The sequence below is a fragment of the Methanosarcina sp. MTP4 genome (genome assembly GCF_000970045.1).
Taxonomy (GTDB): Archaea; Halobacteriota; Methanosarcinia; order Methanosarcinales; family Methanosarcinaceae; genus MTP4.
Map to the genome: position 1 here is coordinate 633,117 of NZ_CP009505.1, position 25,018 is coordinate 658,134.

Genomic DNA, 25,018 nt, shown 5'->3' on the forward strand with positions numbered 1-25,018 from the left:
CAAAATACCCTAAGAGGCATTACTCTTGACAGATAGAAAACAGTTTTTCCACGATGTAAACAAGGTTGTTATCAAGATCGGGACTTCCTCGATAACCAAACGGAACTGTGACGAAACGAAGGAAAACTGCAGCATAGATCCGGTATTCATGGAAGGGGTCGCAGCCCAGGTTTTCGAACTTAGAAAGCATGGGAAAGAAGTGATCCTTGTAAGCTCGGGCGCCATAGGTGTGGGGCTCCATGAAATGGGTATTGCTCCCAAACCCCGGGCAATCCCGATCCGGCAGGCTGCGGCAGCGGTTGGCCAAAGCCTCCTGATGCAGGACTGGATCCGGGCATTTTCGAAGTATGGAATGAAGGTTGCGCAGATCCTCCTGACCTATGACTTCTACTCGGACCGGGTGACCTACCTGAACCTGCGGAACAGTATCTCCACTTTGCTCGAGTACGGAGTCGTTCCAATCATTAATGAAAACGACTGCACCTGCACGAATGAGATTGAAGCTATTTTCGGGGATAACGACAAGCTTTCAGCAATGGTTGCCAGCAAGATCGATGCCGACCTTCTGGTCATTCTCTCGGACATTGAAGGGCTCTTTGACAGGAACCCGAAGATGAACAGCGATGCCCGACTCATCTCCCTGGTGGAAAAAATTACCCCCGAAATCGAGAGTTATGGGGGAGACCCTACCAGCTTTAAAGGGGTTGGGGGGATGCGGACGAAAATCAAGGCTGCAAAGATCTGCAGCATGGCAGGCTGCTATGTTGTGATCGCAAACAGCGATATAGATGATGTTCTCCTCAAAATCCTTTCAGGTGAGGATGTGGGGACTCTCTTCCTTGCAGAAAGGCACATCCAGAAAAACCGCTCCCGCTGGATTATTCTCTCGAAAGCTTCAGGGACTATCCGCGTGGACGCCGGGGCAAAAGCTGCAATTCTCGGGAAAAACAGTCTTCTTCCTGCGGGAGTTGTAGGTGTTGAGGGTGATTTTGGCAGGGGCGATGTCGTGAAACTCGAATGTGCTGGCAGGGTTTTTGCAAAAGGGATCACTGACTATACTTCCGAAGAACTGATGGAAATAAAAGGAGCTCACACCGACCAGATCGAGAGTATCCTCGGTTATAAAAACTATGACAATGTCATAAAGACGGAAAACATCGGGTTTATGGATTCGTCGGAACATCCTGAGTAACGGGGCATCTTTAGTGCCCTCATTCCTTTAAATATTCTTATTTAAACATTCTGACTCAATATTCGGATCCAAATATCCTAAATTACTATCAAAATCATATCTGAATCACTATTTGAATCTCAATATTCGGATCCAAATATCCTAAATTACTATCAAAATCATATCTGAATCACTATTTGAATCACTATTTGAATCACTATCGAAATCATGTCTGAATCGTATCTGAATAACTATCAGAATCATTTTATTTTTACATGGAGGCATCAAGTATGACAGTTCAGAACAAAAATATAGGATTTATCGGGGCAGGGAAGATGGGTTCTGCCCTCATGCAGGGTATCATAAAAGCCGGGATCGTGGACCCTTCAAGTGTAGGGGCAAGCGACGTGTATGAGCCTGGCCTGAAAGCCCTGGAAGAACAGCTGGGAATCCGGGTGTCGACTGACAACAGCGTAATTGTAGAGGATTCGGATATTCTTCTCCTTGCCGTGAAGCCTCAGATCCTGGGCTCTGTGCTTGCAAAGCTGAGTGCAATTCTCACTCCTGAAAAGCTTGTGATCTCGATTGCTGCAGGAGTTCCCCTCTCCACTTATGAGGATGCCTTGCCAGAAGGCACAAGGGTTGTGCGCGTGATGCCAAACATTGCAGCCACGGTTTCGGAAGCTGCTTCCGGGATTGCTCCTGGTAAAAACGCTACTGGTGAAGATATTGAAACAGCCCTTGAGATCTTCTCTGCCGTGGGGACTGCTGTACGGGTTCCGGAATCTCTTATGGATGCGGTAACCGGGCTTTCCGGAAGTGGGCCTGCCTTCATCTTCCCGATAATCGAGGCCATGGCCGACGGAGCTGTTTTTGAAGGGCTGGACCGGCAAAGTGCTCTCTCTCTCGCTGCCCAGACCGTGCTGGGGGCTGCAAAAATGGCTCTTGAAACGGGCATGCACCCCGGAGAACTCAAGGATATGGTCACATCTCCGGGAGGGACCACAATTCAGGGCGTTCACGCCCTCGAAGAAGCCGGGGTAAGGGCTGCCTTCATGAATGCCGTTATCAGGGCAAGTGAGCGCTCTAAAGAACTTGGGAAAAAATAATTTTTCTTTTCCCTTTTTCGGGGTCTCTTACGGAGGTAAGAGGTCCCTCGACTTATTTTGGTTTGTTTTTCTCTGTCGCTTGCTTTGAATCTATTTCTTTAACTATAACTGAATTATAAACTAAAATATGTTTGAGCACCTTTCTTCTCCTTTTGGCATGAAAGTCCACATGTACTTTCATTCTTTGGGCATGTTATTCGAAGGATATCATGTGTGTTTTTCTTTTTTGTTCCTTCTGTTTTGTTTTTGTTTATATTTTATCATAAATCTATTTTTATTTTGGATATGACCAAGCATAAATCAGTATAGTTGAGGGTTCTATCCGTTATTAAGTTACAATTCCAGAAGTTTAAATCCAAGTTAAAAACGAATGAGGTCTGAAGGATGTCTGAAACTGAAACATACAACCCTTTACTACTAAATTTAATACCTTTTCAAAAAAGTACCTCTAAATATAATCCTCCGCAAAAAATGATTTGTGAGCACAAAAAGGTTGGTAGGATAGGTTGTCTGAAAAAATTCTCAAAAAAGTTGTCAGAAAGAATTCTTAAAGACGGGGGGTAGGGATGCAAAATGAAAAGTGTTTCCTTCACCCCGTTCTTTTAGGAATGATGAAATATAACTTCAGATTTTCGTATCGGGAATTGCTCTATACTCATATAGGTTGTGTTTTTGTTGGTGGAGACGTTTGGTGTGTGCATTCAAACCACGGAAAGACACGGAAAAGCACGGAAAAAGGTCGGTTGGAAGACGACAATTAAGGTTGATCTGGCGTTTTGTTCACAATGGGTTTTGAATCGATTATTTAAAGTTCCGGAGTACTCACCGGCCTTCAGGCCGGCTTCCGTGTATTCCGTGGTTAAGGAATCGTAAACAAAAATACTTGATATTATATTTGACTTATCCCTTAATCTCAGTTTACAGAATCTGTTTTTTGGCGGTTATTTGTCCTTCTTCAGGCACATGAACCAATCAAGGCAGCACCTTCCTTCCTCTTCTTTTTCAAGCCTTTCTCTTGCACCGTCAATTGAGGTGGGAGGTGGGATGATAACGTCGTCCCCTGGCTGCCAGTTTGCCGGAGTTGCAATCTTTTCGGCGTCACTCTTCTGAAGGGCGTTCAGGAGTCTCTTGATTTCCTGCATGTTTCTCCCGTTTGCCAGCGGATAATAGATGATTGCCCTGATTTTTGCCTCGGGGTCCATCAAAAATACTGCTCTGACCGCCTGGGTTGTCGAGGCATTTGGCTGTACCATCCCGTACTTCTTTGCAACGTCCATCGTCAGGTCTGCAATCACGGGGAAATCGATCTTCAGGTTTTTCATACCCCTGTACTCAATTTTTTCCTCGATCCTCTGCAGCCAGGCGACGTGAGAAAATACGCTGTCTATGGACAGCCCTATAAGTTCCGTGTTTATTTCCCTGAATTCTTCCTGCATGCTGGCAAAGGTCATGAACTCGGTGGTGCATACGGGTGTGAAGTCTGCGGGGTGGCTGAACAGGATTACCCATTTTCCTTTGTAATCTTCGGGAAAGTTGATCGTACCTTTGGTTGTTACTGCGGTAAAGGCAGGAGCATCATCTCCTATCAGCGGCATACGTATCTGTTCACTTGCGTTTTCGTCCATTTCTACCCTCCACTGTTATAGATTTCCAGAGGTTTTTATAACTCTTTTCAGGTCAGGGATTAAGTAACGGGACTCCTACATCAGCATATCTGGACTATTGTCCAGATGTTTCTCCATACCGGTATATCTTGACAGTTTTCCGGATGTTTCTCTACTCCAGATATTTAGACCTTTTTTGCTTTTGCGTTTGGTTCGTATTCCTTAGTTTTCCGGATGTTTCTCTACTCCAGATATTTAGACCTTTTTTGCTTTTGCGTTTGGTTCGTATTCCTTAGTTTTCCGGATGTTTCTCTACTCCAGATATTTAGACCTTTTTTGCTTTTGCGTTTGGTTCGTATTCCTTAGTTTTCCGGATGTTTCTCTACTCCAGATATTTAGACCGTTGCCCGAATACTTCCCTACATCATCCCTCTCACAAATTATTTTCATTCTTATATATCACTTGCGTAACTCCTGGAAAATTTCTCATTGGGGTGTGAAATTATTTCTATTCTTTTTCAAATGATTCTTTGATTCTTATCTTAAAATAGTAACAGACACTCCTTTTTTCGGAAAGCAATTTATGTGATCAATTCCATCCTTTTTATGGGGGATTTTTTATAAGGGAGTTTGTTAGACCGAAAGTTGTGGTCAGCAAATGTCTGGAGTTTGACCATTGCCGTTACAACGGGGACATGATAACCAGTCATATTGTGGCAAAACTCAAGGATTATGTTGACTTCCTGCCTGTATGTGCAGAGATGGAATCCGGGTTAGGGGTTCCCAGGAATCCTGTGAGGATTGTTCTGGAAGAGGGTGAACAGAGGCTTGTGCAGCCTGCGACTGGCAAGGATGTCACGGAAGCTATGAATGCCTTTTCCGCATCTTTCCTGGATTCGTTGGATGCATTGGATGGTTTCATCCTGAAAAGCCGATCTCCCTCGTGCGGGACAAAGGATGTGAGAGTTTATCCTTCCACTGGAAAATCAGGGGCTGTTGAGAAAACTGCCGGGTTTTTTGCTCGGGAAGTTCTGGGGAGATATCCTTCTCTTCCGATTGAAGATGAAGGGAGGCTTCGAAACACCCGGATTAAAGACCATTTTTTGACGAAACTTTTTGCTTTTGCCAGTTTTCGTAAAGTTCGAAACGAAGGTAGGATAAAAGACCTGGTGACCTTCCATACGGAGAACAAATTTCTTCTCATGGCTTACAACCAGACAGAACTCAAGGGATTGGGGAGTATTGTTGCAAATAAAGACCACATGGCCTTTGGGGAACTGATTCCTGAGTACCAGGTGCATCTCTACAAGGCTTTTTCAAGGGCTCCCAGATACACTTCGAACATCAACGTACTCATGCATGCTATGGGGCATTTTTCGGAAGATCTATCGGATCCGGAAAAAGCCTTCTTTTTTGAATGGATCCAGAAATACAGGGAAGGTAAAGTCTCGCTTTGCCCTGCAATAAACACAATAAGGTCCTGGATTATCCGCTTTGAGGATGAGTACCTGATGAGACAAACATTTTTCAATCCTTATCCCGAAGGTCTGATGGAAGTGGACCCGGTGAATTCTCATATCAGAGAGGACCTCTGGAAGTGAGAGTTGCAACTTTATATTGATTTGAGATATGACCTGTGGAACTGAGAAGCACAAATTATTTGAATTTGCGATAATCCCGAAAATGAGACTCTACCAGGCTGTACTGGAATCCTTTTCCGGTAACATCTAAGGGGCTAATTGGGGTTTGAGAAGCTGAAGGGCTGGGGGGGGACATTTTATGAGAGCAGAAACCAGGCTTTTTTTTCTCATGTTTATGGTTTTATTCGGATATCTCTTCTTCTGGCAAGTTTCAGATTATTCTCCTGACATGGAACTTCCTGATAAGGGACTTCCTGATGTGGAACTCCGTTCGAGGGTTGAGGGGCCTTCCGGGGACTACGGGGTTCAGTCAGCTCCTTCAGGGGTAAAGATAACTGAAAAAGCTATGGAATCCGGAAAATCTTCAAGGACCTATTCCTGGAACTATGAAGGTTACCGCTGGCATCTTACGCTTTTGCTTGATGACGAACTCTATGGTGTATACAGGGAAAGAACGAGAAAAAGAGATTATGACCTTTTTGCCTCGGACCCTTATGATGATCCCCTTATCAAAAGCATAGCAAAGACCCTTCTTTCCCTTTCCGGGGATTACGGGCTAGATGAATCAAAGGTCCCGGGGCTTTGCATCTCTTTTGTCCAGTCCCTGAACTACAGTTCGGATCTTGTAAGTGCGGGGTATGACCAGTATCCTCGTTTCCCATACGAAACCCTTTATGACAGTGAGGGGGACTGCGAAGACACGTCTATCCTTTCCGTTGCAATCCTGCAGGAGATGGGCTATGATGTTGCGCTTCTGGAACTTCCCGAGCACATGGCTCTGGGAATTCACTGCGATTCCGGGACTGAAGGCAGGAGTTTTGTGTATGGGGGGGAGCAATACTATTACCTCGAGACCACCGGCAGTGACTGGAGGATTGGGGAGATGCCTGAAGAATACCGGGACAAGCCTGTACGTGTTATTCCGGTGTATAAACGCCCCCTGATACTCCTTGATTTCAGGGCACAGTGTGAATATTCTGATATGGAAGGGGTTGTGGATGTCAATGTCACAATGAGGAATGTGGGGTCCGAAAGAGCTGAGAACACTACAATCTACGTTGCCCTTCAGGCTCCGGATGAACTCGGGACATGGGACACTATAAAAAGTACCCCTCTCAGGGTTGAGCCTGAAGAAACCTATTACTACAGTGCAAAGGGGCTTCATGTTCCCGGAAAGGCAACATTCAGGGTATACGTGAGGGCTTTTGGGGAGGATGCCCTGACGGAGGAAATCATGAGTGATTGGGTCTCTCTTTAAAAATTCCGGGTTTTTCAGGGTTCTGATTCCAGACGTTCTATATGCACAAGCTGGGAATTGCCCAGCTTTTTTAAAAGGGGGAAAAATTTAAATGATGAATCCTTAATTCTCATTACTCTTAAGAGTAGCTTTAATATCCTACCCTACTAAAATACCTTTACGTCCAATCTTAAGCTCAAATCCTTTAAGGAGCTTTTAAAATCTTCAAAGAGGCCTTATAAATATTAAAAGGTGGCCTCAACATCCCGGCACTCTCCGACCGGGTTTTCAGTAACTTCTTAAAATTGGTGGAACAATGAAAAAACTGTACCGATCAAGAAACAACAGGATGATTTTTGGAGTCTGCGGTGGCATAGGGGAATATTTTGATGTTGACCCGACCCTCGTAAGACTGGTGTGGCTGCTTTTTACTTTCTGGGGTGCTGGAATATTGGCTTATCTTATAGCCTGGATTATAATCCCTGAAGAACCCTGAAATGGGTTCTTTTGGATAAAGTTACTTGCAAAACAATGTCTACGTAAGGCAAAACAAAGTCTACATAAGGCAATACAAAATCTACGTAAGGCAAAACAAAGTCTACGTAAGGCAAAACAAAGTCTACGTAAGGCAATACAAAGTCTACGTAAGGCAATACAAGGTCTACGTAAGAAAAGGCATTCCCGGGATATCCGGGAAATGGCGGAATTAGGGTATTTTTATTTCAGGTGCCGTCCTGATTGAAGAGCTGGTCCACAAACCAGTCCGAGTCAAACTTTTTCAGGTCGTTGTAGCCCTGTCCAACTCCGAAGAAGAGTATTGGTTTGCCTGTGATATAGGCAATTGATATGGCGGCTCCTCCTTTGGAGTCAGCATCGATCTTGGTCAGTATGGACCCGTCAATTGGCACGGCCTCGTTAAACTGAGCTGCCCTCTCGACTGCGTCGTTTCCTGCAACTGCTTCATCCACAAAGATCACAAGGTCGGGGGAACTTACCCTGCAGATTTTTTCCATCTGCACCATGAGGTTTACGTTTGTGTGCATGCGCCCTGCAGTGTCCGAAAGTATGAAATCGGTCCCATGGGACTTTGCATACTGGACCGCGTCATATACGACTGCAGCGGGGTCAGCTCCGGCCTGGTGCTTGATCATTTTTACTCCGAGCCTGTTTGCATGGATCTCGAGCTGGTCGATTGCACCTGCCCTGAAAGTATCCCCTGCGGCAAGGACCACGGAGTAGTCCGAATTCTGGAGGTACCTTGTGAGTTTTGCAATGGAAGTTGTCTTTCCTGTTCCGTTTATGCCTACGAAGACGATGTGGACAGGCTTCGTCCTGTCCTTCACGAACTCATCGAAATCAAAGGTATTTGCAGATACCACTTCATGGATGGCTTTTTTCAGGGCTTCTTCAACAATCTCCCCTGTGTTGCTTCCTATGTGTTTTGTGGTGCCTGCTAGCTGGTTTTTCACGGACTCCACAATGGCTTCGGAAACTGTAAGGGCAAGGTCGCTTTCCAGAAGTGCCATCTCAAGTTCCCAGAGGGGCTCTTCCAGATCCTTGGAATCCAGGTAGACTTCCCTGTTAAAGACCAGGGCTTTTGCCTTCTTTGCGAACCCTACTTTCGGAACCTTTTTGAAAAATGATTTCTTTTCTTCCTTTTCTTCTACTGCAGGTCCGGCTTCTTTTTCAGCTTGTTCTTCTTTTCTTCCGGCAAGCGGAACTGCGGGCCTTGAGGGGGTTTCAGTTACAGTTTCCGGCTCGGTATAGGCAAACTGCTCTTCAGGAGCGTGTTTGGCAATTTCATCGGCGGAAGTTTCAACTACCGCTTCAGGGGTTTCAGGAATTTCTTCTACTTCAGCCGCGTTTCCTTCTGCCGGTTCGAAAGCTACCGCTTTTTCGTCAATCGTTTTACTGAGTGATTTTTTGAAACTGCCAAGTTTATCTTTAAGTTTGTTAAACACAGGATCAATCCCGAAAGAAATCAGTAAAAAATAGATGAAGATTCAAATTTTTTGAATCTGATTTTTAAAGCTTTAAGTTTGCTGCATTCCCGTTCAGGGCCTTGTTCTCAGGCTTCCTGGGGTTTATATTTTTCAGCTTCCACTTCAAGAGCCTGCATGCCCTGCATGAATTTAGTCAGTGAAGCGTTCATTTGCTCGAGAATCTTTGTAAGCTGCTCCTTGCGACTGTTAAGGATTTCTATAGCTCCTTCTGCACTTTTTTCAGCACTGAATCCGGCACCCAGGTTTACAACAACCTTGTCCACGTTTTTGATTTCAGCGTGAACGAATGAGCCAAACCCTACCGGAACCATCGTTTCGGTTTCTTTGCCTTCTTCTCCTGCCTTCTTCAGCTCGTTGATGGTCGTGATAGCCTGGTCGCAGCTTGCAATGGAAGCCTGCACCATATTCATTTCTTGCCTGAGGGCTTCGGCCTGTCTCTGGAATTCCTGGTGCCTGGCTGCTAGATTCCTGATATCTTCACTGACTTCTGGCATGCTTTTCACTCCTCAGCAACGCTTTCGATCTGGACCTGGCGTCTTTTGACTCCGTGCTTGCTTCCGAAGATCGAATATACCTTATCCTCTGCATTTTTTTCGTTCTGGCTTTCGATCTTCTTTGTGAATTTTTCCCAGGAATATCCTGCTTTGAATTGGCCTTTGACTACAAAATTCTTCATCATAGATCACCATGCTCTAACTGTAACATTGTTCCGGAACAGATGGATGATATGATGCTTATTCAATGAACCCGAGGGAATCTTCAATTCTTCCCATTTCAGGTCCTGTGGTCTCGGAACCTACAACATACCCTTTCGAGTTTGCAAGTAGCCCTGAGCCCAGCATCTGGGTACCAAAGTTCGTTGTCCCGATCTCAACAGTGAGTCCGAATATCTCTTCCAGAAATTCGCTTTCCGGTGGAGTAACTTTCGGATGTACAAGGAGTCCTTTATTGGTTACGACTCCTGCCATTCCCACATTTTTTATTCCTGCAATCGTTCCTCTGTACACTTCCACTTTTAGAGTCTTGCCAATGACCTTCAGGGCATTATCGGACAATTCCGGGTGTACAAGGGCTGCAGTATCATTTGCAAGCACGATGTTTCCCACTGCATTCAACTTGTCCGGGACAGTTCCGGCAGGAACTCCCGTGAGTTTCTGCAGTTCCTCAGTCCCCGAGCCTCTCGGAAACAGGAAGCCATTTGAGTTTCCTCTGGAAATGGCTCCCACAACAACGCTTCCGCTCACAAGAGTCTCAACGACCCTTACACCCAGCAACTTTTCCAGCAGGGCACAGGTTTCGGGCTTTGTGCAGGGGGGAACGAGAGCAACGTCTTCGGTGCAGGTTGCAAAGACCCCAATTAATGGGGTTTCGTAAATATCCACTGTTCGAATCATGTCTTTTAACGCTTCAAGGTTCCTCTATATGTTTACTGTGCAAGTTCTGCTTGCACTTCGCCGTCCGCGAATTTAACAGCACGGATCCGGATAGAGAGTGGGGGCTTTTTGCAGCCTCTTTCCCAGAGGCGTTCGTTAATTGATTTGTCCAGTTTGACCTGGGTCGACTCCACCTTCAGGTGTTTTACAAGAAAGCTCCGAACTTCGCTTACTGCCCTGTTTGCTCTTTTCCAGGATGGGGCTTTCTTCACGTCTCTGAGAGGTACTGTATAAATCTGTTCTTTTACCACGTCGTCTGCCATTTTACCCACCTATGTCGCTCATTTTACATCCAGGCTTCTTCTTCTCCAGTGCCTGCGCTTGGGATGAGTCACTACCTTCCGGTTTGTTTTCACAATAACCCACACTGGGACTCGTGTGTTCTGCCTGTGCGCCTTTGCAAGACGCTTCTTCTGTCCTTTCATGTTATGACTCAAGTGGATCACACCTGTTAACCTGTAAATTATAATTCTGTTAATTTGATGATTATTTTCCAGTATTTGATGATTATTTTCCGGTATAATATGTTGAGATATAAACCTGAATTTTATTGGGATTCTAACCTTACCTGAAGGATTCGGGTCAGATGCGGCAAATCCGGTAAGAGTTTCTGGTTTTCCCTTGCAATATCAAGGGGTTGAATATACTTGATTATTGTATAAATCTTTAATCCAGATTTTTCTCTTTCAGCTAACTTCCTGAATTCAAACGCTTCCTGCTGCTTTTTTTCCAGTTTTTCGGGAAAGCACATGGGACTGGATGTGGACCGGAAACAATTCGCTGATTTTCTCTTCTCCCTGAAGTTGTCGGATCAGTTCCCGAAGCTCGGTTTCGTAATCTGCTTTCTGGGTGGTTTCGCTTGGCCCTTCCTCAATTACCAGGTAGCGCTCGACAAGGATATCCACGGCTTTTCTGCTGTACCCCTTAAGGGGGCAGATATACTGGACCCCGAACCTGTCTTCTATGCTCCTTATTCTGGGGGGTGAAAGCACCGGGACCCTGTCGTCCCGCCTGATGCCATCCACAACGAATTCCACTTCCGCGTCCGAGGCAAGGGTTTCGACGGCTTTTTCATGGATGTAGTTAATTGCGTTTTTAGGGAAACCGTCGTGAATTATCATCCCGTATGCCTTTTCCAGAATCTCTCTTTCAAGGGGGATTACTCTATGCGGGAACTGCAGCTTTTTGGCAGTTTTCTCCGCAATCTCTCCTGTAGGTAGCAGTCCGAAGTTGCAGGTTACAAGCTCAATCTCAAAAAATGGTTCCAACAGGAGGGCTGAGAGCGAACTGTCTTTGCCTCCGCTAAAGAGAACTGAGGCTTTCATTCTGCTTAAACCCGGGTTATGGAAGTATTGCGCTTTTTTGGCTGCATTTTTATCAGGAGCGTCTTCAGCTGTTCGTCGTCGATTTTGGACTGGAGCCTCCCGCTCTGGGCGAGGGAGATTAGCTGAATTTCAAGCTGCTCTCCGAGGGCCGGTCTTGACATCTTCAGGGTTGTAAGACGTTCCCTTGCTTCAGGGGTCAGGATCTGCCTCAGGATAGCCTGTTTCTGGGCTTCCATTTCGGCTTTGGCCTGTTCCTGCTGGTAAGCTGCCTGCACGTCCGTAGGTTGCTGCTGGGCCTGCTGCTTCTGAATTTCTGCAAGCCGTCTCTTTCGGATTTCTTCTAGTTCATCATCCATTCCTGACAAGGAAATCACCAAAAAAACCGGTTTTTTTCAACATCCGGATTGGTATGCAAAGTTAAGGTCCGGGAAAGGGCTGCCGGAATTTTTACTGGCCCCTTTCGTAGGAACTTTACTTTTTCAGTACTTTGCGAGTCCCGGAATCGTTTCAATAAGTTCCTGCTTGAGTTCGTGGGAGGCGTTATCAAGCATCGAGCGTCCCTGGGGGGACACTGCACGTCCGTCCCTTACCTTCTGCAGGAAGCCTGCTGCTTCGAGCTGCTGGACTGCTTTCCGGGCAATTGAACCGCTGCCCTTTGCTCTTTTGTAAGGCTGTGAACCTCTGTCCTTCCTTCCACCGTATACGGAGCGAAGCCTCTCGATCCCGACAGGTCCGTCTGCGTAAATCTTTCTCAGGATTGCGGCGCACCTGACATACCACCAGTCATTGTTGGCTGGGGGCATTTCCTTGTGGACGCCGGTTTTCACGTTTTCTGCCCATTCCGGGGGAACAATCTTCTCATTTTCCTTAAGTATTCCTGCAACCTTTTCGATCAGTTCTGCCACAGGGACATCGTATACAGTTGTCATACTCTACTCCTTTTACGAATTACTTTGCTTTTTGAGGTCTCAGGGATTCTGGCCGATTTTCTTCCCTGAATCTGGTAGGTGTAACTCATTTTCTCTCGAAATTACGATATTCCTGTCCCTTCCGAGAGTTTAGACAGCTGGTTTACGTATTTGGACTCGATACGTATTAACTCAATGAACTTGAAAGGTTGGGGGCCTGCTGGCCCTATAACCCCGGTTAATATAATTCTAGTCTAAACTGAGACGAGATTGATAAACTTATTGGTTAATATATACCCTTTTAAGTAAGTGTCCTGGGTAAGCTTACTAGATGGCATTACTGTTTTTTAAAGGTTTGTGCCCTTCCCGGACCTACAGAGATGTAGCGGATTGGTACTTTCATAAGTTCTTCCAGCCGACTCACATAATTTCTGGCGTTTTCCGGAAGGTCTTCGAAAGCTTTCACTCCAGTCAGGTCGGCATCCCAGCCCGTGAGATCCTCATATACAGGTTCGCAGGCCTGGAGGTCTTCCGTAAGTTCAGGGGGATAGTCCACGGTTTCCCCTTTAAAGCTGTATCCCGTACAGATCCTGACCTGTTCCATGCCTGTCAACACGTCCAGTTTTGTGAGGGCAATTTCAGTATACCCGTTCAGAGCGATGGCTTTTTTCAGGAGGGGTAGGTCAAACCAGCCGCATCTCCGCCCGCGTCCGGTGGTAGTCCCGAATTCACCACCGGCTTTCTGGATCTTCTCCCCCATTTCGTCGGTGAGCTCTGTGGGCAGCGGCCCTTCCCCTACCCTTGTGATGTAGGCTTTTACAATTGCTGTTACGTTGTCCACTCTTGTGGGCCCTACCCCAAGGTTGGCACAGGCAGACCCTGAAATAGTAGAAGATGAGGTTACAAATTTCTGTGTCCCGTGGATGACGTCGAGGTGGGTGCCCTGGGCAGCTTCGGCCATAACGTTTTTCCCTGCATTGAGGGCTTCGTTGATTTCCCGGGAAACATCCGTGATACACGATGCAAACTTCTTGCCCAGTTCCAGGTATTTTTTGATCAGGTCCTGATCCCTGACAATTTCCGGATTCCCACCAAGTGCGGATATTTCCTTCTCCTTCTGGGGGGCAAGTTCTTCAAGCCTTGCCAGGAAACGTTCCCTGTCTGCAAGCTCGGCAAGGCGGACTTCGTCCCTTGCAACCTTGTCAATGTAGGCATAGCCGATTCCCCTCTTTGTAGTCCCGATCTTTTCGGTCCTGGCGGCTTCCCGTAACCCGTCCATCTCTATGTGGTAGGGCATAATGATACTTGTCTTAGCGTCGATTCCGAGCTTTGAGGCATCCACTCTTACCTTATGCTTTTCAAGCATTGCAATTTCTTCGGCAAGAACCTCCGGGTTCAGGACAACTCCAGGGCCTATCAGGACCCTTGCGTCCAGCAGGATGCCGGAAGGAATCAGGTGCAGCTTGTACACCTCGTCCCCTACTTTGACGGTGTGACCTGCGTTGTTTCCACCCTGAAAACGGGCAACAATATCATAATCTTTCGCGAGAAGGTCTACAATCTTTCCCTTTCCTTCGTCACCGAACTGTGCACCTGTGATGATCGTAAACATAACGCCCTGATTCGGGCTTAATCAATAATAAGGTTTTGATCGGGGTCGGAAGGACCCGGAAGATGCCGGGATGTTCTGGTCAATGTATTACTTATATGTATAAGGGCTCTTAGAAATCCCGATTTATTTATATATTGATATATAAATGTGTATTTTTGAGAAGTTAATCCTTTTTTGTATATAGGTGCCTTATTATGGAATTCTCTTCTTTAGAAAAAGGAACCTCTAAACATAATTAATGTCAGAAGCATCATGAGGATTGCGAGGATTATTGCGGTCTTTGCACTTTCCCCGTCACTTCCGAATATTATGGGGATCGGGCCAAGCATTATAACTCCTGCACCCTTAATTTTTGAAGATTTTTTTCTTTCAAAGTCGCTTCCCGAAGGGTTTCTTCCGGAATCTGTCCTTTTTTCAAAATCAGCCGCGTTTTTTAAATAATCTTCTTTTTCTGAATTACTTTCTTTTTCATATGAGTAATATCTTTCCTGTTCTATACCCGAGCTTGCCCCGAAAGTCATGCCAGCTATAATAATCAGAAATCCGATGAAGATAATAATAATTCCGAAGAGAACAAGTATATTTCCGCTCATCTTTGTGTTTTCCACAAGAAGAGGTATAGAATCATTATCACTAGGCCAAGTCCTAACATATTTGTTGTTATTTCTGGAGAGGTGCCAAAGGCGATCGGGATGGGTCCAAGCATGATCAATCCTCCCAGATGGCTGCTTCCTGGATGTTGTAGCATTGTCAGGATAACACCTAACATCACTATGATAAAACCAACAAATGTAACCGTTGCGCCTACTTTTAGAAAATCTTCCGAGGATCGCATGTGAAGAGATATTATGCTTTTATTATTAAATGTATCCATTCAATTTTTTGTACCTGTTCTCTTCATTTTTCTTTTTTTTATAGTGGTTATAAATTTATAAACCAAGTCTATTTAAACTAACTAGAAAACAAGATGACTATCTATTTATTTTATTACTGTGCGGATTTTTGCTTTTTCCGACAAAAGTTCTGATCCTTTTCCAGGGGGAAATTTTTATATATGGGTTTTGTCCGGTATATCTGAGATGCAAGGACATAAATAAGATGCTGCATAGTGCTTCCAGTACTGTAATGTTTCTACTACCTTATACTGTACTCACTATAATCGCTATACTATACAGTACTGTAATGTACTGTCGCTGGATGTCTCGCTGTTTGGTCATTTCATTCATTCATTCCGGTTTTCCGGCAGGTTCTTTTCCCGAAACTCTTTAATCATCTATTCCAAAATATGATATACACGTTGTACCTCATGGTACATTGTGCTCTAAAAGAGAATACAAAAAATCGATATATACTAATTAGATACCAGACCATTATTTAAGTAACGTGCAGAAGTGGGCTGCAGTCGCCGTAGGAATTTATATATATGGTTTTTATAATTAATATGGTATATTTATTGGCGGTATGTTAATATATTCGGGGTCAGGATAAGAACATGTTTAATCCGGCGCCTTTTAACCTACAATCGTCCCACTAAGTCCGAGAGTTAATATGAAAACAGGTTTCTGGCCATTAATACGTATCGAGGTATGAAAAATATACGGGTATGATAATAATCATCTTTCCCGGATTTTCGTTAGCATTGCCTTTTGTACTCCTGCAGTACATGATTCGATTCCTTTATTCCGTAGGTCCGGATACCACTACAAATCAGGTTTATGTGTACGAACCTGGCTTATAAAATCGAATCAGAACTATACTTCATATCAAGTTCATATCAAGTTCATATGAAGGATCAGGGTCCCACTCCACATCAGGATTTTACTCATATCAAGATCACATGATGACTCGGGATCGTACAACTAATTAAGGTCATATTCAGATAAAACAGGTGTTTTCAATGTCAGAAGACAGTGACTTACAGTCTTCCCTGGAAGAGGTCAAAACCAGGGTAGAAACCCAGCTTGAGTGTGGGGAGATTGAAGCTGATGATGTTAAATCTCTCCTGACCGAAATCGAAATTCTGAAGGTTCAGAACGAGAACATGAAAGCCCGGCTCCTTGAGGCAAGCGTGTCTACGGGGCGGCACCTCCAGGAAATAAACAAGTTAAAAGCCCACCTGGAACAGCTTACCGAGCCTCCTCTCTTTATTGCTACCATTCTGGAAGTGAACGGGGATATTGTCCTGATCAGGCAGCATGGGAACAACCAGGAAGTCCTGACCCAGATCCCGGAGGAATACCGTGGGAAGATCGATCCCGGAATGAGGGTTGCCGTAAACGGAGCTTACTCGATCATCTCCATTGTCAGCAGGGCAGCCGATGTAAGGGCTCAGGTAATGGAGCTTATCAACTCTCCGGGTGTGGACTACAGCATGATCGGAGGGCTTGACGATGTGCTTCAGGAAGTCCGGGAAAGTGTAGAACTCCCGCTTACCGAGCCTGAGCTTTTCGAGGACCTGGGAATTGAGCCGCCTTCGGGAGTTCTCCTCCACGGTGCCCCTGGTACGGGAAAGACCCTTGTTGCAAAGGCTATTGCCTCCCAGGCTAAGGCCACTTTCATTCGGATGTCCGGTTCGGACCTGGTCCAGAAGTTTGTTGGGGAAGGCTCCCGGCTTGTCAAGGACATCTTCCAGCTTGCCCGGGACAAGTCCCCAAGTATTCTCTTCATTGACGAAATCGATGCAGTGGGCAGCATGAGGACCTACGACGGGACCAGCGGTTCGGCAGAGGTAAACAGGACCATGCTCCAGCTGCTTGCGGAAATGGATGGTTTTGACCCCAAGGGCAATGTAAAGGTGGTTGCCGCAACCAACAGGATCGACCTGCTCGACCCGGCTCTCCTCCGTCCCGGCCGATTCGACCGGTCTATTGAAATACCGATTCCGGACGAAAAAGGCAGGGTTGAGATCCTGAAGATCCACACCCGTAAGATGAACCTTGCTGATGACGTGAACTTCGAGAAGCTCGCAAAAGTCACAACCGGAATGAGTGGGGCAGAACTCAGTGTAATTACCAAGGAAGCCGGAATCTTCGTGCTGCGCAGGCGCGGCAAACAGATTACCATGGCTGACTTCATGAAAGCTTACGACAAGGTCGTAAACGTTCAGGAAACCTCAATCCCTCAGGCCATGTTCGTGTGAGGATTTGATGGGTTGATTCGGCACAGAGTTCCGATATCTCCTATTCGAAAATAACTATTTTCGGCCGACTGCTGGCATGAGCGAAATCCGCTCTCCGGCAGTTCCAATATTATTTTTAAACCTCAAACGAAAGCTTTATATTATATAAATCAGTTGAAAGTATGCTGTCTCAGTGGCAGTGTTTAATAATCAGCGTGCTCCGATAGTGTAGCTCGGCCAATCATTCAGGACTCTCACTCCTGCGACTGGGGTTCAAATCCCCATCGGAGCACTTTTCTTTTTATAACTTTTTTCACAGCTTTTTAGCGCGTTTATTACTTTTTCCTATAGCTCTTTTAGCTTTTTCATAGCTTTCCCTGAAGCTTATGCTTTTGTTTTCATCATATAGATGCCTTCTATTTCGATACCCGGCTTCTTATGGCTGTGCCACTCCCTATGCTTCGGGTCCCAGCGCATCCCGGCTTTTTTGAGAAGCTCTTTTACCGGGTAAGTACTCCCTCTTGCAACCCATTTATAAGCTACGTTTTCTCTGTTTTCTCCAGCCAGGGTCCAATTTTGTGGCTGCCCTGGTTTTTTGCTAAAATCATCCCCCACTTCTTCCACCTTGTTTGATTTCGGAACTGCCGCGTAACTAACATATTGTTTTGTTATCGTGTCTACAGCTATTCCAAATAGATTTTCTTCTTCTCTGGTCCTTGCTATCATCTCGTCCGGGTCAAATCCTCCGTCTGACATTAGATTTCCCCCCATTTCCTGTGTCGGTTGTTCTGCATCTGCTATTCTGTACCTGTTATTCTGTGTCCGTCATTCCATAGCAATTCAGGACTCTTTTCCCTTTTTTTTGATTCGAAGATATATCTTGTTTATGTTTGCGGGGTGAAAGTATTATTTAATGAGGTACTAATCTGGAAATAAATAAAAATTGATCTCTATGGAATCCGAACTTTCCGATCTCGAAAAAAAACTCCGAGGCTACCTTTTCGGAAGTGCCTGTGGGGATGCCCTGGGGCGTCCTGTAGAACATCTCACCCTTGAGCGGATAAAGGCTAAGTACGGAGAAAAAGGGCTTCTTGAACTTCTTCCCGATTCTCCATGGACTGACGATACGCAGCTTATGCTGGTCCTTGCAAGGGCTCTGGTCCTGGGGGCTGAACGTGAGCCTTCGGAATTGATGGGCCTTCTTGCAGGGGAATTTGTCAAATGGCTGGATGAACCTGATCTTGGAGCAGGGGCAACCTCAAAAGGGGCAGCGCTTCGCCTCAAAGAGGGGGTTCACTGGCAAGATTCGGGCATCGAGTCCAAAACATGCGGAAGCCTCATGCGGGTGGGTATAGTCGGTTTTATCTACCGCAACGATCCTGATAAGCTGCTGGAGGTTGCTTCCCTTTCCGGAAAAATAACTCATTCCCATCCCACTTCAGATGCCGCGTCTATCGCAGGAGCCTATGCGGTAAAGCTTGCCCTTGACGGCATGGAGCCCTTAGATATGTTCTGCCCTCTTCTCAAAGTTACGGGTGGAATCTCAGAAGAATTTACGAATGCCTTGAAAGTCGCATATGAACTGGCTTTCGGGGATATGAGTGATGAAGAAGCCCTTCGGGAAATCGGCCAGGGTTGGTATGCGGAAGAAACCTTTGCTCTTGCATATTTCTGCATGCTGCGCTATCCGGATGATTATAAAAAAGCGCTCCAAATAGCCGTAAACATTACAGGAGATTCCGATTCCGTAGGCTGCGTGGCCGGCGGGGTCCTGGGGGCAAGACTGGGGATCGGCTCTGTACCTCCTGCCTGGGTTGAAGCTCTGGAAGGAAAAGCGGAGCTTGAAGCAATGGTTGGACCTTTGCTTGAAAAATATTTCGAGGTATCGGACCACATCTCTGAAGTTCGCGGATCTTAAGGTATGGTTTTAATATGAAAGCCGATTCTTCGATAAATCCTGAAGCTTCGAGGGAACCGAATTCTTCGGATACTCATTTTGATGGCTCTAATTTTGACTTTTCCCAAAAAGGTGTTTACTGCCTCATATTTGAGAACCATGAGTACGCCCTGCAGGTGGGGAAAAAAGGGGAGTTTTCTTTCAAAAGAGGCTATCACATCTATGTGGGGTCAGCACTTGGTCCGGGCGGGCTTAAGCGAATGCAAAGACATATAAGGCTTTCCAGGGACAAAGACAAAAATCCAAAGTGGCACGTGGACTATCTACACTTTTGTTCTGCATTCCGCCTGGTTTCGGCGGTCTGTGCCGCTACGCCGGAGCGCCTTGAGTGCATGCTGGCGGGAGCCATCGGCGGGCCTTGCATCCCCGGCTTCGGGTGCACGGACTGTAAATGCAGGTCGCATCTTTTTTCCAGGGAAAAATATCCTTTATCGGATCTCTCGGGGGCGTTTGAAGGGCTGGGGCTTCGACCTTTCGTGCTTGAATTTTGAACGTTTCCTTCGGGATAGGACATTCGGTTTTTTCCTGGTCCCGGCCTGAACAGATCCGGTTTTTTAGATTTTATATTTCCTATTTTTTTCCTATATTTTTTCCGATTTATCTCTCTTCAACAATATTTAACAGGAAAGCTTAAGGTTTCCAGATTTCTATAGAACATTAAAGGGAAGAACATAAATTGTTATTCGATCAGGAGATCTCTTATGGAACAGTTCTCGTTTATTGCCTGCATGCCGGATAAGCCTGGAGCTTTGCACAGGGCTGCCGAGATAATCACGAGGCACAGGGGAAATATTAACAGGATCCAGTACGATAGGAGGATCGATCAACAGACTGTTTTTTTTGAAGTTACGGCTTCTCCCGGGGCCTATGGGAAAATCCGTGAGGAACTGGAAAAGATAGGCTACCTTCAGACTTCCTTGCATCCTGTTGCGTTCCTCAAGTTCCATGTTTATCTTCCTAACCGGCCCGGGGCTTTATTCGAGCTTCTCAACTACATCACCTCGGCAGGGTCCAATATCACCTTCCTGGACTTCGACGACCGCGGGAAGCACCCCGAAAGGCTGGTTGTGAGCCTGAACGTCGAGAACACGGAACTGGTAGATTCTCTCCTGAACCGGCTCAAGTCCGGGTACAGGCTCGAGATCCTGGAATACGACACCACAGGGGAAAAGCTCGACGACACGGTTTTTTATCTCCGTTTTGCCCAGAAACTGCGGGTTTTTTTGGGGGACGCTGAGGACGAGTTCCTTATGAGGTTCCTGCACGACATTAACCATATTGCCCAGGAACTTTCAAACCTGGATAAGGACCCCCGGGAAGTTTTCGAAAATATACTTAAAGTGGGGGAGACTCTGAACCGGACTTCCGGATCCGGTTTTTATGCTGATGTACAGAGGTTCCGGATTAGGAGCGGTATCGAACTCTTTAGCTTCCAGCCCCCTTGCGGAGGCAATATTTATCTCTTTGACACTCCGGAAGAGCGAGTGATGATTGATTCCGGGTATGGGATATATTTCCCTGATCTCGTGAACATGCTCCAGCACTATGGGTTCGGGGACCTGAACCGGATAAAAAGGATCTACATCACTCACGCGGACGCCGATCACTGCGGGGCTGCTGGCTACTTCTCAGCTCCCTCTTTTCTGAACCGGGATACTCTGAAAGTCGCAAGGGAAACAAGCAGGGCTTACGGTTCCACTCACCAGGAGTGTATCCTCGAAGAGGTTTATACAAAGATGATCAACCTCTTTTCTAGGTTTAATCTCCCCACTAACATCGAAATTTTCCCCGATCTCCCTTCCCGGGAAGCATATATTGAAAAAAGGGGTTCATTCCCGGTAATTGCTCGCTTCCGGATAGGGGGACTTGAGTTTGAAGCCCTTCAGGGACTTGGCGGGCACATGCACGGGGAAGTTCTCTACCTCTGTCCGGAAGAAGGGTTGCTCTTCCCCCAAGATACCCTGATAAACTTCAGGAGCCTGAGCCCGGAGCGGACCGAATACAACGTCCTGGCCGACTACCTTATGACCTCGGTAAACGTGGATAGTAACCTTGCCAGAGATGAAAGAAATGCCCTTTTCTCCCTCATCTCGGAACTTGATGCGGAACTTGCTCCGGAAGGTAAAAAGTGCATTGTCTGCTGCGGGCACGGTTCGGTTTCAGTGCTCGAGAATGGACGGCTGCTAGCATACGGGAGTTCCGAGCGATACGGGGCAGGGAAATGAGGGTTAGTTGTCCTCTGTTCCTGACATAAATAAAATTAAATATTTCTTTTGAGAATCTAATGTTTTAATGGAGGTTTTCCGGTCTTATGTTTTCGGAATTTGATTACTACATCCTGCAGGTCCTTAATTCCTTTTCTTTCCTGGACCATTTCATGCTTTTTATAAGCCTCAGGTTCGATTACTTCCTCTTTTTGATCCTTGCAGCTCTTTTTTATTTCCGGGGGAGAAATGAAGCCCTTTTCTACCTTTCTTTACTTTTAGTCTCCTGGAACCTGGCCCTGGCACTTAAACCCATTTTTGCGGTCCCGAGGCCTGAGGATATCCGCTTTGTGACCTGCACAACCGGTTATTCCATGCCCAGTGGGCATACTTTGATGGCTTTCGCCTCTGCGGTCTTTTTACACCCCAGAGCTGGAAAGTTGAAGCTGCCTGTTTGGATTTTTGCCGTACTTGTCAGCCTGAGCAGGATCTTTATCGGGGTCCACTACCCTTCGGACGTGCTTGTGGGGGCCCTGATTGGCTGCTTACTGGGGCTGCTCTGGCTCTATGTGGAAAAAAAGCTGGTAAATGCAGGAATTTTCGGAAAGATTCCCGGGTCCGAATGAGAGTCTGCTGGTGAGGCGTGGAAACTCGGAAGGCTATATGCCATTCAAAAACTCTTCATAGTTGGAGCACAAAATGGGTGAGGATATGCGCGGAGCGGCTGGATGTGGGTGCAAGATGAACGAAGGAGTGGTGAAAAACGGGTGGTGCTGGAGCGCAAAACGGATGGGGGATTTAATGGGGATGCGAGGGGTGCGATTCGAACGCACGAATTCCTACGAAAATGGGTCCTAAGCCCATCGCCTTTGACCTCTGGGCAACCCTCGCATTTTGTTGATTCTATTCCGTCCGTAGTTAATATACGAAAAATAGAAACATAGCAGGATTCTAAAAAACGGAAAAATGCGCCGACCGGGATTCGAACCCGGGTTTTGGGCTTGGAAGGCCCAAGTCATAGCCACTAGACCATCAACGCAAACTGCAACACCTCTAGAGGTATTTGTCAGATATAATGTTTTCGCTTGACATTTATTATTATTTCTGATCTTTTTCTTTTTTACCGGAGATCTTTAAAAGATACAGGGATTTCCCACCCCTGTTTGTGAAGTTTTTTCGTCTCACTTCCGATTCTCCTTAAAGTTGTGTGGATTTTCTTCCTGCGGGCAAAACCCATGGTGGGTCTCCACCTTCGATCTATTTCGTTTTTTCTCCGTCTTTTCCTCTCTGTTAAATACTTGGTGTCCTGTTTCGGGAACGAAGAAACCATGCAGTATTTGTCGACACGGTATATGATGAAGCTGTCCTGTACTTCATGTTGGAGGTCTCCTTCTTGTATGGCCTGAATTTTCTGGAAGAAATGTTGGGTCGAATTGTCAGGATCGGGTTGTCAGCTGGTTTTTACTGATCGAATCGCAGGGTCAAATTATCTGTTAGAGTTGTCAGTTGGGGTTGCCGTGACAGCAACGAGATATTAGAAGGCGCAAAATGTCAAATTATCAGTTAGAGTTGTCAGTTGAGGTTGCCCAATCTAATTTTCAGGTGGGGTTCTCATGTGGGTTGCCAGATACAATTGTTGGACTGAATTGTCAGGTAAAACTACCAGTTATAATTTTCAGTCGAAATTGGGGGGCAGGAACCCTTAATCATAAATGGTGTAAAAGGAAACTGTTCCGGGGTAATCATGCCAACCGGGTGAAACTTTGTAACTATTATATTCTTCAATTTTATATATAGTTCTTATTATATTGTCAACCTTGTTTGCCTGAAAATGGATATTTTGACATACATATTATAGAGTAAATCCTGCAGAATATATTCTTCACTATAGGCTATTTTTTATCTAGTTAATTGGGGATTCTTCGAGAAATTTCCTTCATTTTATTCCTTTACAATTTTAAATATTTATTGTTTTATATATTGCTGGATATATCTTTGGTAAACTTATATTGCGTTGAATATACTAATACTATTCAAATAATATTTGTATACAAAATCAATTTGTTCCTTTCTTTATTTATACTGTTTTGATTGGGGGGTATCATTTACATTTGCGGCTCGTTTTATTTGTTTTTCCGGGGGAACTTTATTTCTTGGGTAAATAATATATATCCTTATATAGGGCTAGGCACACAAAGTTTTCAAAATAAGCCTTTCATTGTTTGTGTTGCCCTGCATCCGGGGCAGGAGTTCTGAATAAAATACGGTAACTTGCAAAAGATGTGATAGGAATGGGTCCTTTTATTCTAGCATTCACAATCAGCTGGCTCCTTATTTTTGCATATATTTTTGTGCTGCTCAAGGCGCGTGCAAGGCTCAACAAAAAGTTAATGTAATGATCCGTCATACGTGGTTTTAGATGAATCAGAAAAAAAAGAAAACATTATTCGCAATTGCTTTTATTCTTGCCGTGGCCGTAGTCGGGCTTTATGGCGTTGATTCTTCAGGGTACCTCTCGGTATCCGAAATCCTTTCTGACCCCCAGGCCCACTTAGGGCAAGAAGTAAATGCAATGGGTATCGTGGAATACGGGAGCATTGAAATGGTCCCCGGGATAACCCTGTTCGAGCTCAGGGATGAGGATGTTGAAAACCTGAGGGTCCGTGTCAAATACACGGGTGACCTGCCCTCAAACCTCGCGGAAGGGGAGAAGGTTAGCATCAGCGGAACCATGGTTTCCGAGGAAACCATTGAGGCCAATAAGATTGTTACAGGGTGCCCATCCAAGTATACGGAGTAATTCCAATGGATATTGAAGAATGGGAAGAGTACAGATATGTCGAGGCCGGGATTGAAGCCTTCATTACGGATATGGAGGACTCCCGTCTGAAAAAAATGGTGGAGCATGTCTGTCATTCCGGAGGGAAAAGGGTCCGCCCTATTCTTCTCCTGCTGGCGAGTGATGTCTGTTCCGGATCTTATATAAAGAGCCTCGATGCAGCCCTCGCCGTTGAAATGATGCATTCTGCTTCTCTTGTTCACGATGACCTGCTGGACCAGGGCCTTATCCGGAGGAACTTGCCTTCGGCTCCTGAACAGTTCGGGCCTTCCCGGGCTCTCCTCTGCGGGGACTACCTTATTGCCAAGTCAATCGAGCTTATTTCTCCTTACGGGGAAAAAGTGGTCCGGGTTTTTGGGAAAGCCGGAATGGACATGGCGGAAGGGGAAGTCCTTGACCTTAGACTGGACGAAGAGGAGTTCGGGGAAGAGGCTTATTTCGAGTGCATATTCCGAAAAACGGCATCTCTTTTTGCAGTCAGTGCCTTGATAGGGGCTTATGCCGGCGGGGCAGATGATGTCGGGGCCGAGAAGTTTTCCCTCTTCGGGAAGTATCTGGGAACTGCGTACCAGATTGTAGATGACCTGCTGGAGTTCCTTGAGGTGCTTGAAGAAAAGGAGTCAAAAGTTACGTCCGAAACCCTACCCCAGATCTACGCTTCGAAGATGGGCCGGGAAAAAGCCGTAGAGCGGTCTATCGAAGAAGTAGAAAAATATGTCCGGGCAGCAAAAGAAGTCCTTAATACCTTCAGGGAATGCCCTGCAAGGGATAAGCTCTTCCTGACTACTGATTATGTGACACTTGACCTGCTTGAAAAATCCTGAAAATTCTTCGGCTTTTCCTGAAAAACGCAGAAGC

At 45.8% G+C, this 25,018-nt stretch carries 27 protein-coding genes and 3 tRNA genes; 14 read left to right on the forward strand and 16 right to left on the reverse strand.

Annotated features, from left to right (window positions below; genetic code table 11):
• Positions 1-25: 25 nt before the first annotated feature.
• Together proB and proC are read left to right on the forward strand one after the other, a co-directional pair.
• Positions 26-1,192 carry a glutamate 5-kinase gene (proB, locus tag MSMTP_RS02840; protein ID WP_048177696.1) on the forward strand — a complete coding sequence of 389 codons (1,167 nt, stop codon included), beginning with the start codon at positions 26-28 and terminating at the stop codon, positions 1,190-1,192.
• 269 nt (positions 1,193-1,461) lie between these two features.
• Positions 1,462-2,280, forward strand: coding sequence for a pyrroline-5-carboxylate reductase (gene proC / locus MSMTP_RS02845; protein ID WP_048177698.1), 819 nt, complete (start codon positions 1,462-1,464; stop codon positions 2,278-2,280).
• A 941-nt stretch (positions 2,281-3,221) separates the two neighbouring features.
• Here the strand turns inward: proC and MSMTP_RS02860 are convergent.
• On the reverse strand, positions 3,222-3,905 hold the full coding sequence (locus tag MSMTP_RS02860) for a peroxiredoxin (protein WP_082090472.1): 684 nt from the start codon (positions 3,903-3,905) through the stop codon (positions 3,222-3,224).
• A 626-nt stretch (positions 3,906-4,531) separates the two neighbouring features.
• On the opposite strand from MSMTP_RS02860, the gene MSMTP_RS02865 reads away from it, so the two are divergent.
• The 3 genes from MSMTP_RS02865 (at position 4,532) to MSMTP_RS02875 (ending at position 7,257) form a co-directional block, all read left to right on the forward strand.
• On the forward strand, positions 4,532-5,485 hold the full coding sequence (locus tag MSMTP_RS02865; RefSeq protein WP_255351007.1) for a DUF523 and DUF1722 domain-containing protein: 954 nt from the start codon (positions 4,532-4,534) through the stop codon (positions 5,483-5,485).
• Between the two features lie 178 nt (positions 5,486-5,663).
• The gene (locus MSMTP_RS02870; protein ID WP_048177706.1) at positions 5,664-6,782 is read left to right on the forward strand and encodes a hypothetical protein; all 1,119 of its coding nucleotides are present in this window, start codon (positions 5,664-5,666) and stop codon (positions 6,780-6,782) included.
• Positions 6,783-7,077: 295 nt separating this feature from the next.
• The gene (locus MSMTP_RS02875; protein ID WP_048177708.1) at positions 7,078-7,257 is read left to right on the forward strand and encodes a PspC domain-containing protein; all 180 of its coding nucleotides are present in this window, start codon (positions 7,078-7,080) and stop codon (positions 7,255-7,257) included.
• Positions 7,258-7,483: 226 nt separating this feature from the next.
• On the opposite strand, the gene ftsY is transcribed toward MSMTP_RS02875, so the two are convergent.
• The 12 genes from ftsY to MSMTP_RS20305 all read right to left on the reverse strand — a co-directional run bounded on the left by ftsY (position 7,484) and on the right by MSMTP_RS20305 (position 14,916).
• The gene (ftsY, locus tag MSMTP_RS02880) at positions 7,484-8,722 is read right to left on the reverse strand and encodes a signal recognition particle-docking protein FtsY (protein ID WP_048177709.1); all 1,239 of its coding nucleotides are present in this window, start codon (positions 8,720-8,722) and stop codon (positions 7,484-7,486) included.
• Between the two features lie 107 nt (positions 8,723-8,829).
• On the reverse strand, positions 8,830-9,258 hold the full coding sequence (gene pfdA / locus MSMTP_RS02885; protein WP_048177711.1) for a prefoldin subunit alpha: 429 nt from the start codon (positions 9,256-9,258) through the stop codon (positions 8,830-8,832).
• A gap of 5 nt (positions 9,259-9,263) precedes the next feature.
• Positions 9,264-9,440, reverse strand: coding sequence for a 50S ribosomal protein L18Ae (gene rpl18a, locus MSMTP_RS02890; RefSeq protein ID WP_255351033.1), 177 nt, complete (start codon positions 9,438-9,440; stop codon positions 9,264-9,266).
• A gap of 58 nt (positions 9,441-9,498) precedes the next feature.
• Positions 9,499-10,158 (reverse strand): translation initiation factor IF-6, encoded by a 660-nt coding sequence (locus MSMTP_RS02895; protein ID WP_048177715.1) that lies wholly within the window; start codon positions 10,156-10,158, stop codon positions 9,499-9,501.
• A 32-nt stretch (positions 10,159-10,190) separates the two neighbouring features.
• The gene (locus MSMTP_RS02900; protein WP_048177717.1) at positions 10,191-10,460 is read right to left on the reverse strand and encodes a 50S ribosomal protein L31e; all 270 of its coding nucleotides are present in this window, start codon (positions 10,458-10,460) and stop codon (positions 10,191-10,193) included.
• A gap of 18 nt (positions 10,461-10,478) precedes the next feature.
• Positions 10,479-10,634, reverse strand: a complete 156-nt coding sequence (locus MSMTP_RS18315; RefSeq protein WP_082090473.1) for a 50S ribosomal protein L39e — start codon at positions 10,632-10,634, stop codon at positions 10,479-10,481.
• 267 nt (positions 10,635-10,901) lie between these two features.
• Entirely contained in the window at positions 10,902-11,522 is a 621-nt protein-coding gene (locus MSMTP_RS02905) for a tRNA (5-methylaminomethyl-2-thiouridylate)-methyltransferase (RefSeq protein WP_048177719.1), read from the reverse strand.
• Between the two features lie 5 nt (positions 11,523-11,527).
• Complete coding sequence (locus MSMTP_RS02910; protein ID WP_048182561.1) at positions 11,528-11,896, reverse strand: DNA-binding protein; 369 nt, start codon at positions 11,894-11,896, stop codon at positions 11,528-11,530.
• Between the two features lie 105 nt (positions 11,897-12,001).
• Positions 12,002-12,451 (reverse strand): 30S ribosomal protein S19e, encoded by a 450-nt coding sequence (locus MSMTP_RS02915; protein WP_048177720.1) that lies wholly within the window; start codon positions 12,449-12,451, stop codon positions 12,002-12,004.
• A gap of 316 nt (positions 12,452-12,767) precedes the next feature.
• Complete coding sequence (locus MSMTP_RS02920) at positions 12,768-14,042, reverse strand: adenylosuccinate synthase (RefSeq protein ID WP_048177722.1); 1,275 nt, start codon at positions 14,040-14,042, stop codon at positions 12,768-12,770.
• Between the two features lie 209 nt (positions 14,043-14,251).
• The gene (locus MSMTP_RS02925) at positions 14,252-14,635 is read right to left on the reverse strand and encodes a DUF131 domain-containing protein (protein ID WP_048177723.1); all 384 of its coding nucleotides are present in this window, start codon (positions 14,633-14,635) and stop codon (positions 14,252-14,254) included.
• Positions 14,632-14,916 carry a DUF131 domain-containing protein gene (locus MSMTP_RS20305; protein ID WP_369799613.1) on the reverse strand — a complete coding sequence of 95 codons (285 nt, stop codon included), beginning with the start codon at positions 14,914-14,916 and terminating at the stop codon, positions 14,632-14,634. The genes MSMTP_RS02925 and MSMTP_RS20305 overlap by 4 nt, the downstream gene beginning before the upstream one ends.
• Positions 14,917-15,939: 1,023 nt before the next feature.
• Here MSMTP_RS20305 and MSMTP_RS02935 point away from each other — a divergent pair.
• Together MSMTP_RS02935 and MSMTP_RS02940 are read left to right on the forward strand one after the other, a co-directional pair.
• Complete coding sequence (locus MSMTP_RS02935) at positions 15,940-17,181, forward strand: proteasome-activating nucleotidase (RefSeq protein ID WP_048177725.1); 1,242 nt, start codon at positions 15,940-15,942, stop codon at positions 17,179-17,181.
• A gap of 196 nt (positions 17,182-17,377) precedes the next feature.
• A tRNA-Glu gene (locus MSMTP_RS02940) sits at positions 17,378-17,452 on the forward strand.
• Positions 17,453-17,544: 92 nt separating this feature from the next.
• On the opposite strand, the gene MSMTP_RS02945 is transcribed toward MSMTP_RS02940, so the two are convergent.
• Positions 17,545-17,916, reverse strand: coding sequence for a hypothetical protein (locus MSMTP_RS02945; protein ID WP_048177727.1), 372 nt, complete (start codon positions 17,914-17,916; stop codon positions 17,545-17,547).
• 196 nt (positions 17,917-18,112) lie between these two features.
• Here MSMTP_RS02945 and MSMTP_RS02950 point away from each other — a divergent pair, with 196 nt between their 5' ends.
• From MSMTP_RS02950 to MSMTP_RS02965, 4 genes are all read left to right on the forward strand, one after another.
• Entirely contained in the window at positions 18,113-19,078 is a 966-nt protein-coding gene (locus MSMTP_RS02950) for an ADP-ribosylglycohydrolase family protein (RefSeq protein WP_048177728.1), read from the forward strand.
• Between the two features lie 14 nt (positions 19,079-19,092).
• Positions 19,093-19,608, forward strand: a complete 516-nt coding sequence (locus tag MSMTP_RS02955) for a DUF123 domain-containing protein (RefSeq protein WP_082090474.1) — start codon at positions 19,093-19,095, stop codon at positions 19,606-19,608.
• A gap of 210 nt (positions 19,609-19,818) precedes the next feature.
• Complete coding sequence (locus MSMTP_RS02960; protein ID WP_048177729.1) at positions 19,819-21,342, forward strand: MBL fold metallo-hydrolase; 1,524 nt, start codon at positions 19,819-19,821, stop codon at positions 21,340-21,342.
• 86 nt (positions 21,343-21,428) lie between these two features.
• Positions 21,429-21,947 (forward strand): phosphatase PAP2 family protein, encoded by a 519-nt coding sequence (locus MSMTP_RS02965; protein WP_048177730.1) that lies wholly within the window; start codon positions 21,429-21,431, stop codon positions 21,945-21,947.
• 182 nt (positions 21,948-22,129) lie between these two features.
• On the opposite strand, the gene MSMTP_RS02970 is transcribed toward MSMTP_RS02965, so the two are convergent.
• Positions 22,130-22,212, reverse strand: a tRNA-Leu gene (locus MSMTP_RS02970).
• Positions 22,213-22,288: 76 nt separating this feature from the next.
• A tRNA-Gly gene (locus MSMTP_RS02975) sits at positions 22,289-22,360 on the reverse strand.
• 1,252 nt (positions 22,361-23,612) lie between these two features.
• On the opposite strand from MSMTP_RS02975, the gene MSMTP_RS20310 reads away from it, so the two are divergent.
• Genes MSMTP_RS20310 through MSMTP_RS02985 form a run of 3 tightly spaced genes read left to right on the forward strand, consistent with a single transcriptional unit; the run spans position 23,613 to position 24,984 of the window.
• Positions 23,613-23,717 carry a CcmD family protein gene (locus tag MSMTP_RS20310; protein ID WP_156153655.1) on the forward strand — a complete coding sequence of 35 codons (105 nt, stop codon included), beginning with the start codon at positions 23,613-23,615 and terminating at the stop codon, positions 23,715-23,717.
• 23 nt (positions 23,718-23,740) lie between these two features.
• The gene (locus MSMTP_RS02980; RefSeq protein WP_048177731.1) at positions 23,741-24,121 is read left to right on the forward strand and encodes a cytochrome c maturation protein CcmE; all 381 of its coding nucleotides are present in this window, start codon (positions 23,741-23,743) and stop codon (positions 24,119-24,121) included.
• Positions 24,097-24,984, forward strand: coding sequence for a polyprenyl synthetase family protein (locus tag MSMTP_RS02985; protein WP_048177733.1), 888 nt, complete (start codon positions 24,097-24,099; stop codon positions 24,982-24,984). The genes MSMTP_RS02980 and MSMTP_RS02985 overlap by 25 nt, the downstream gene beginning before the upstream one ends.
• Positions 24,985-25,018 lie beyond the last annotated feature (34 nt).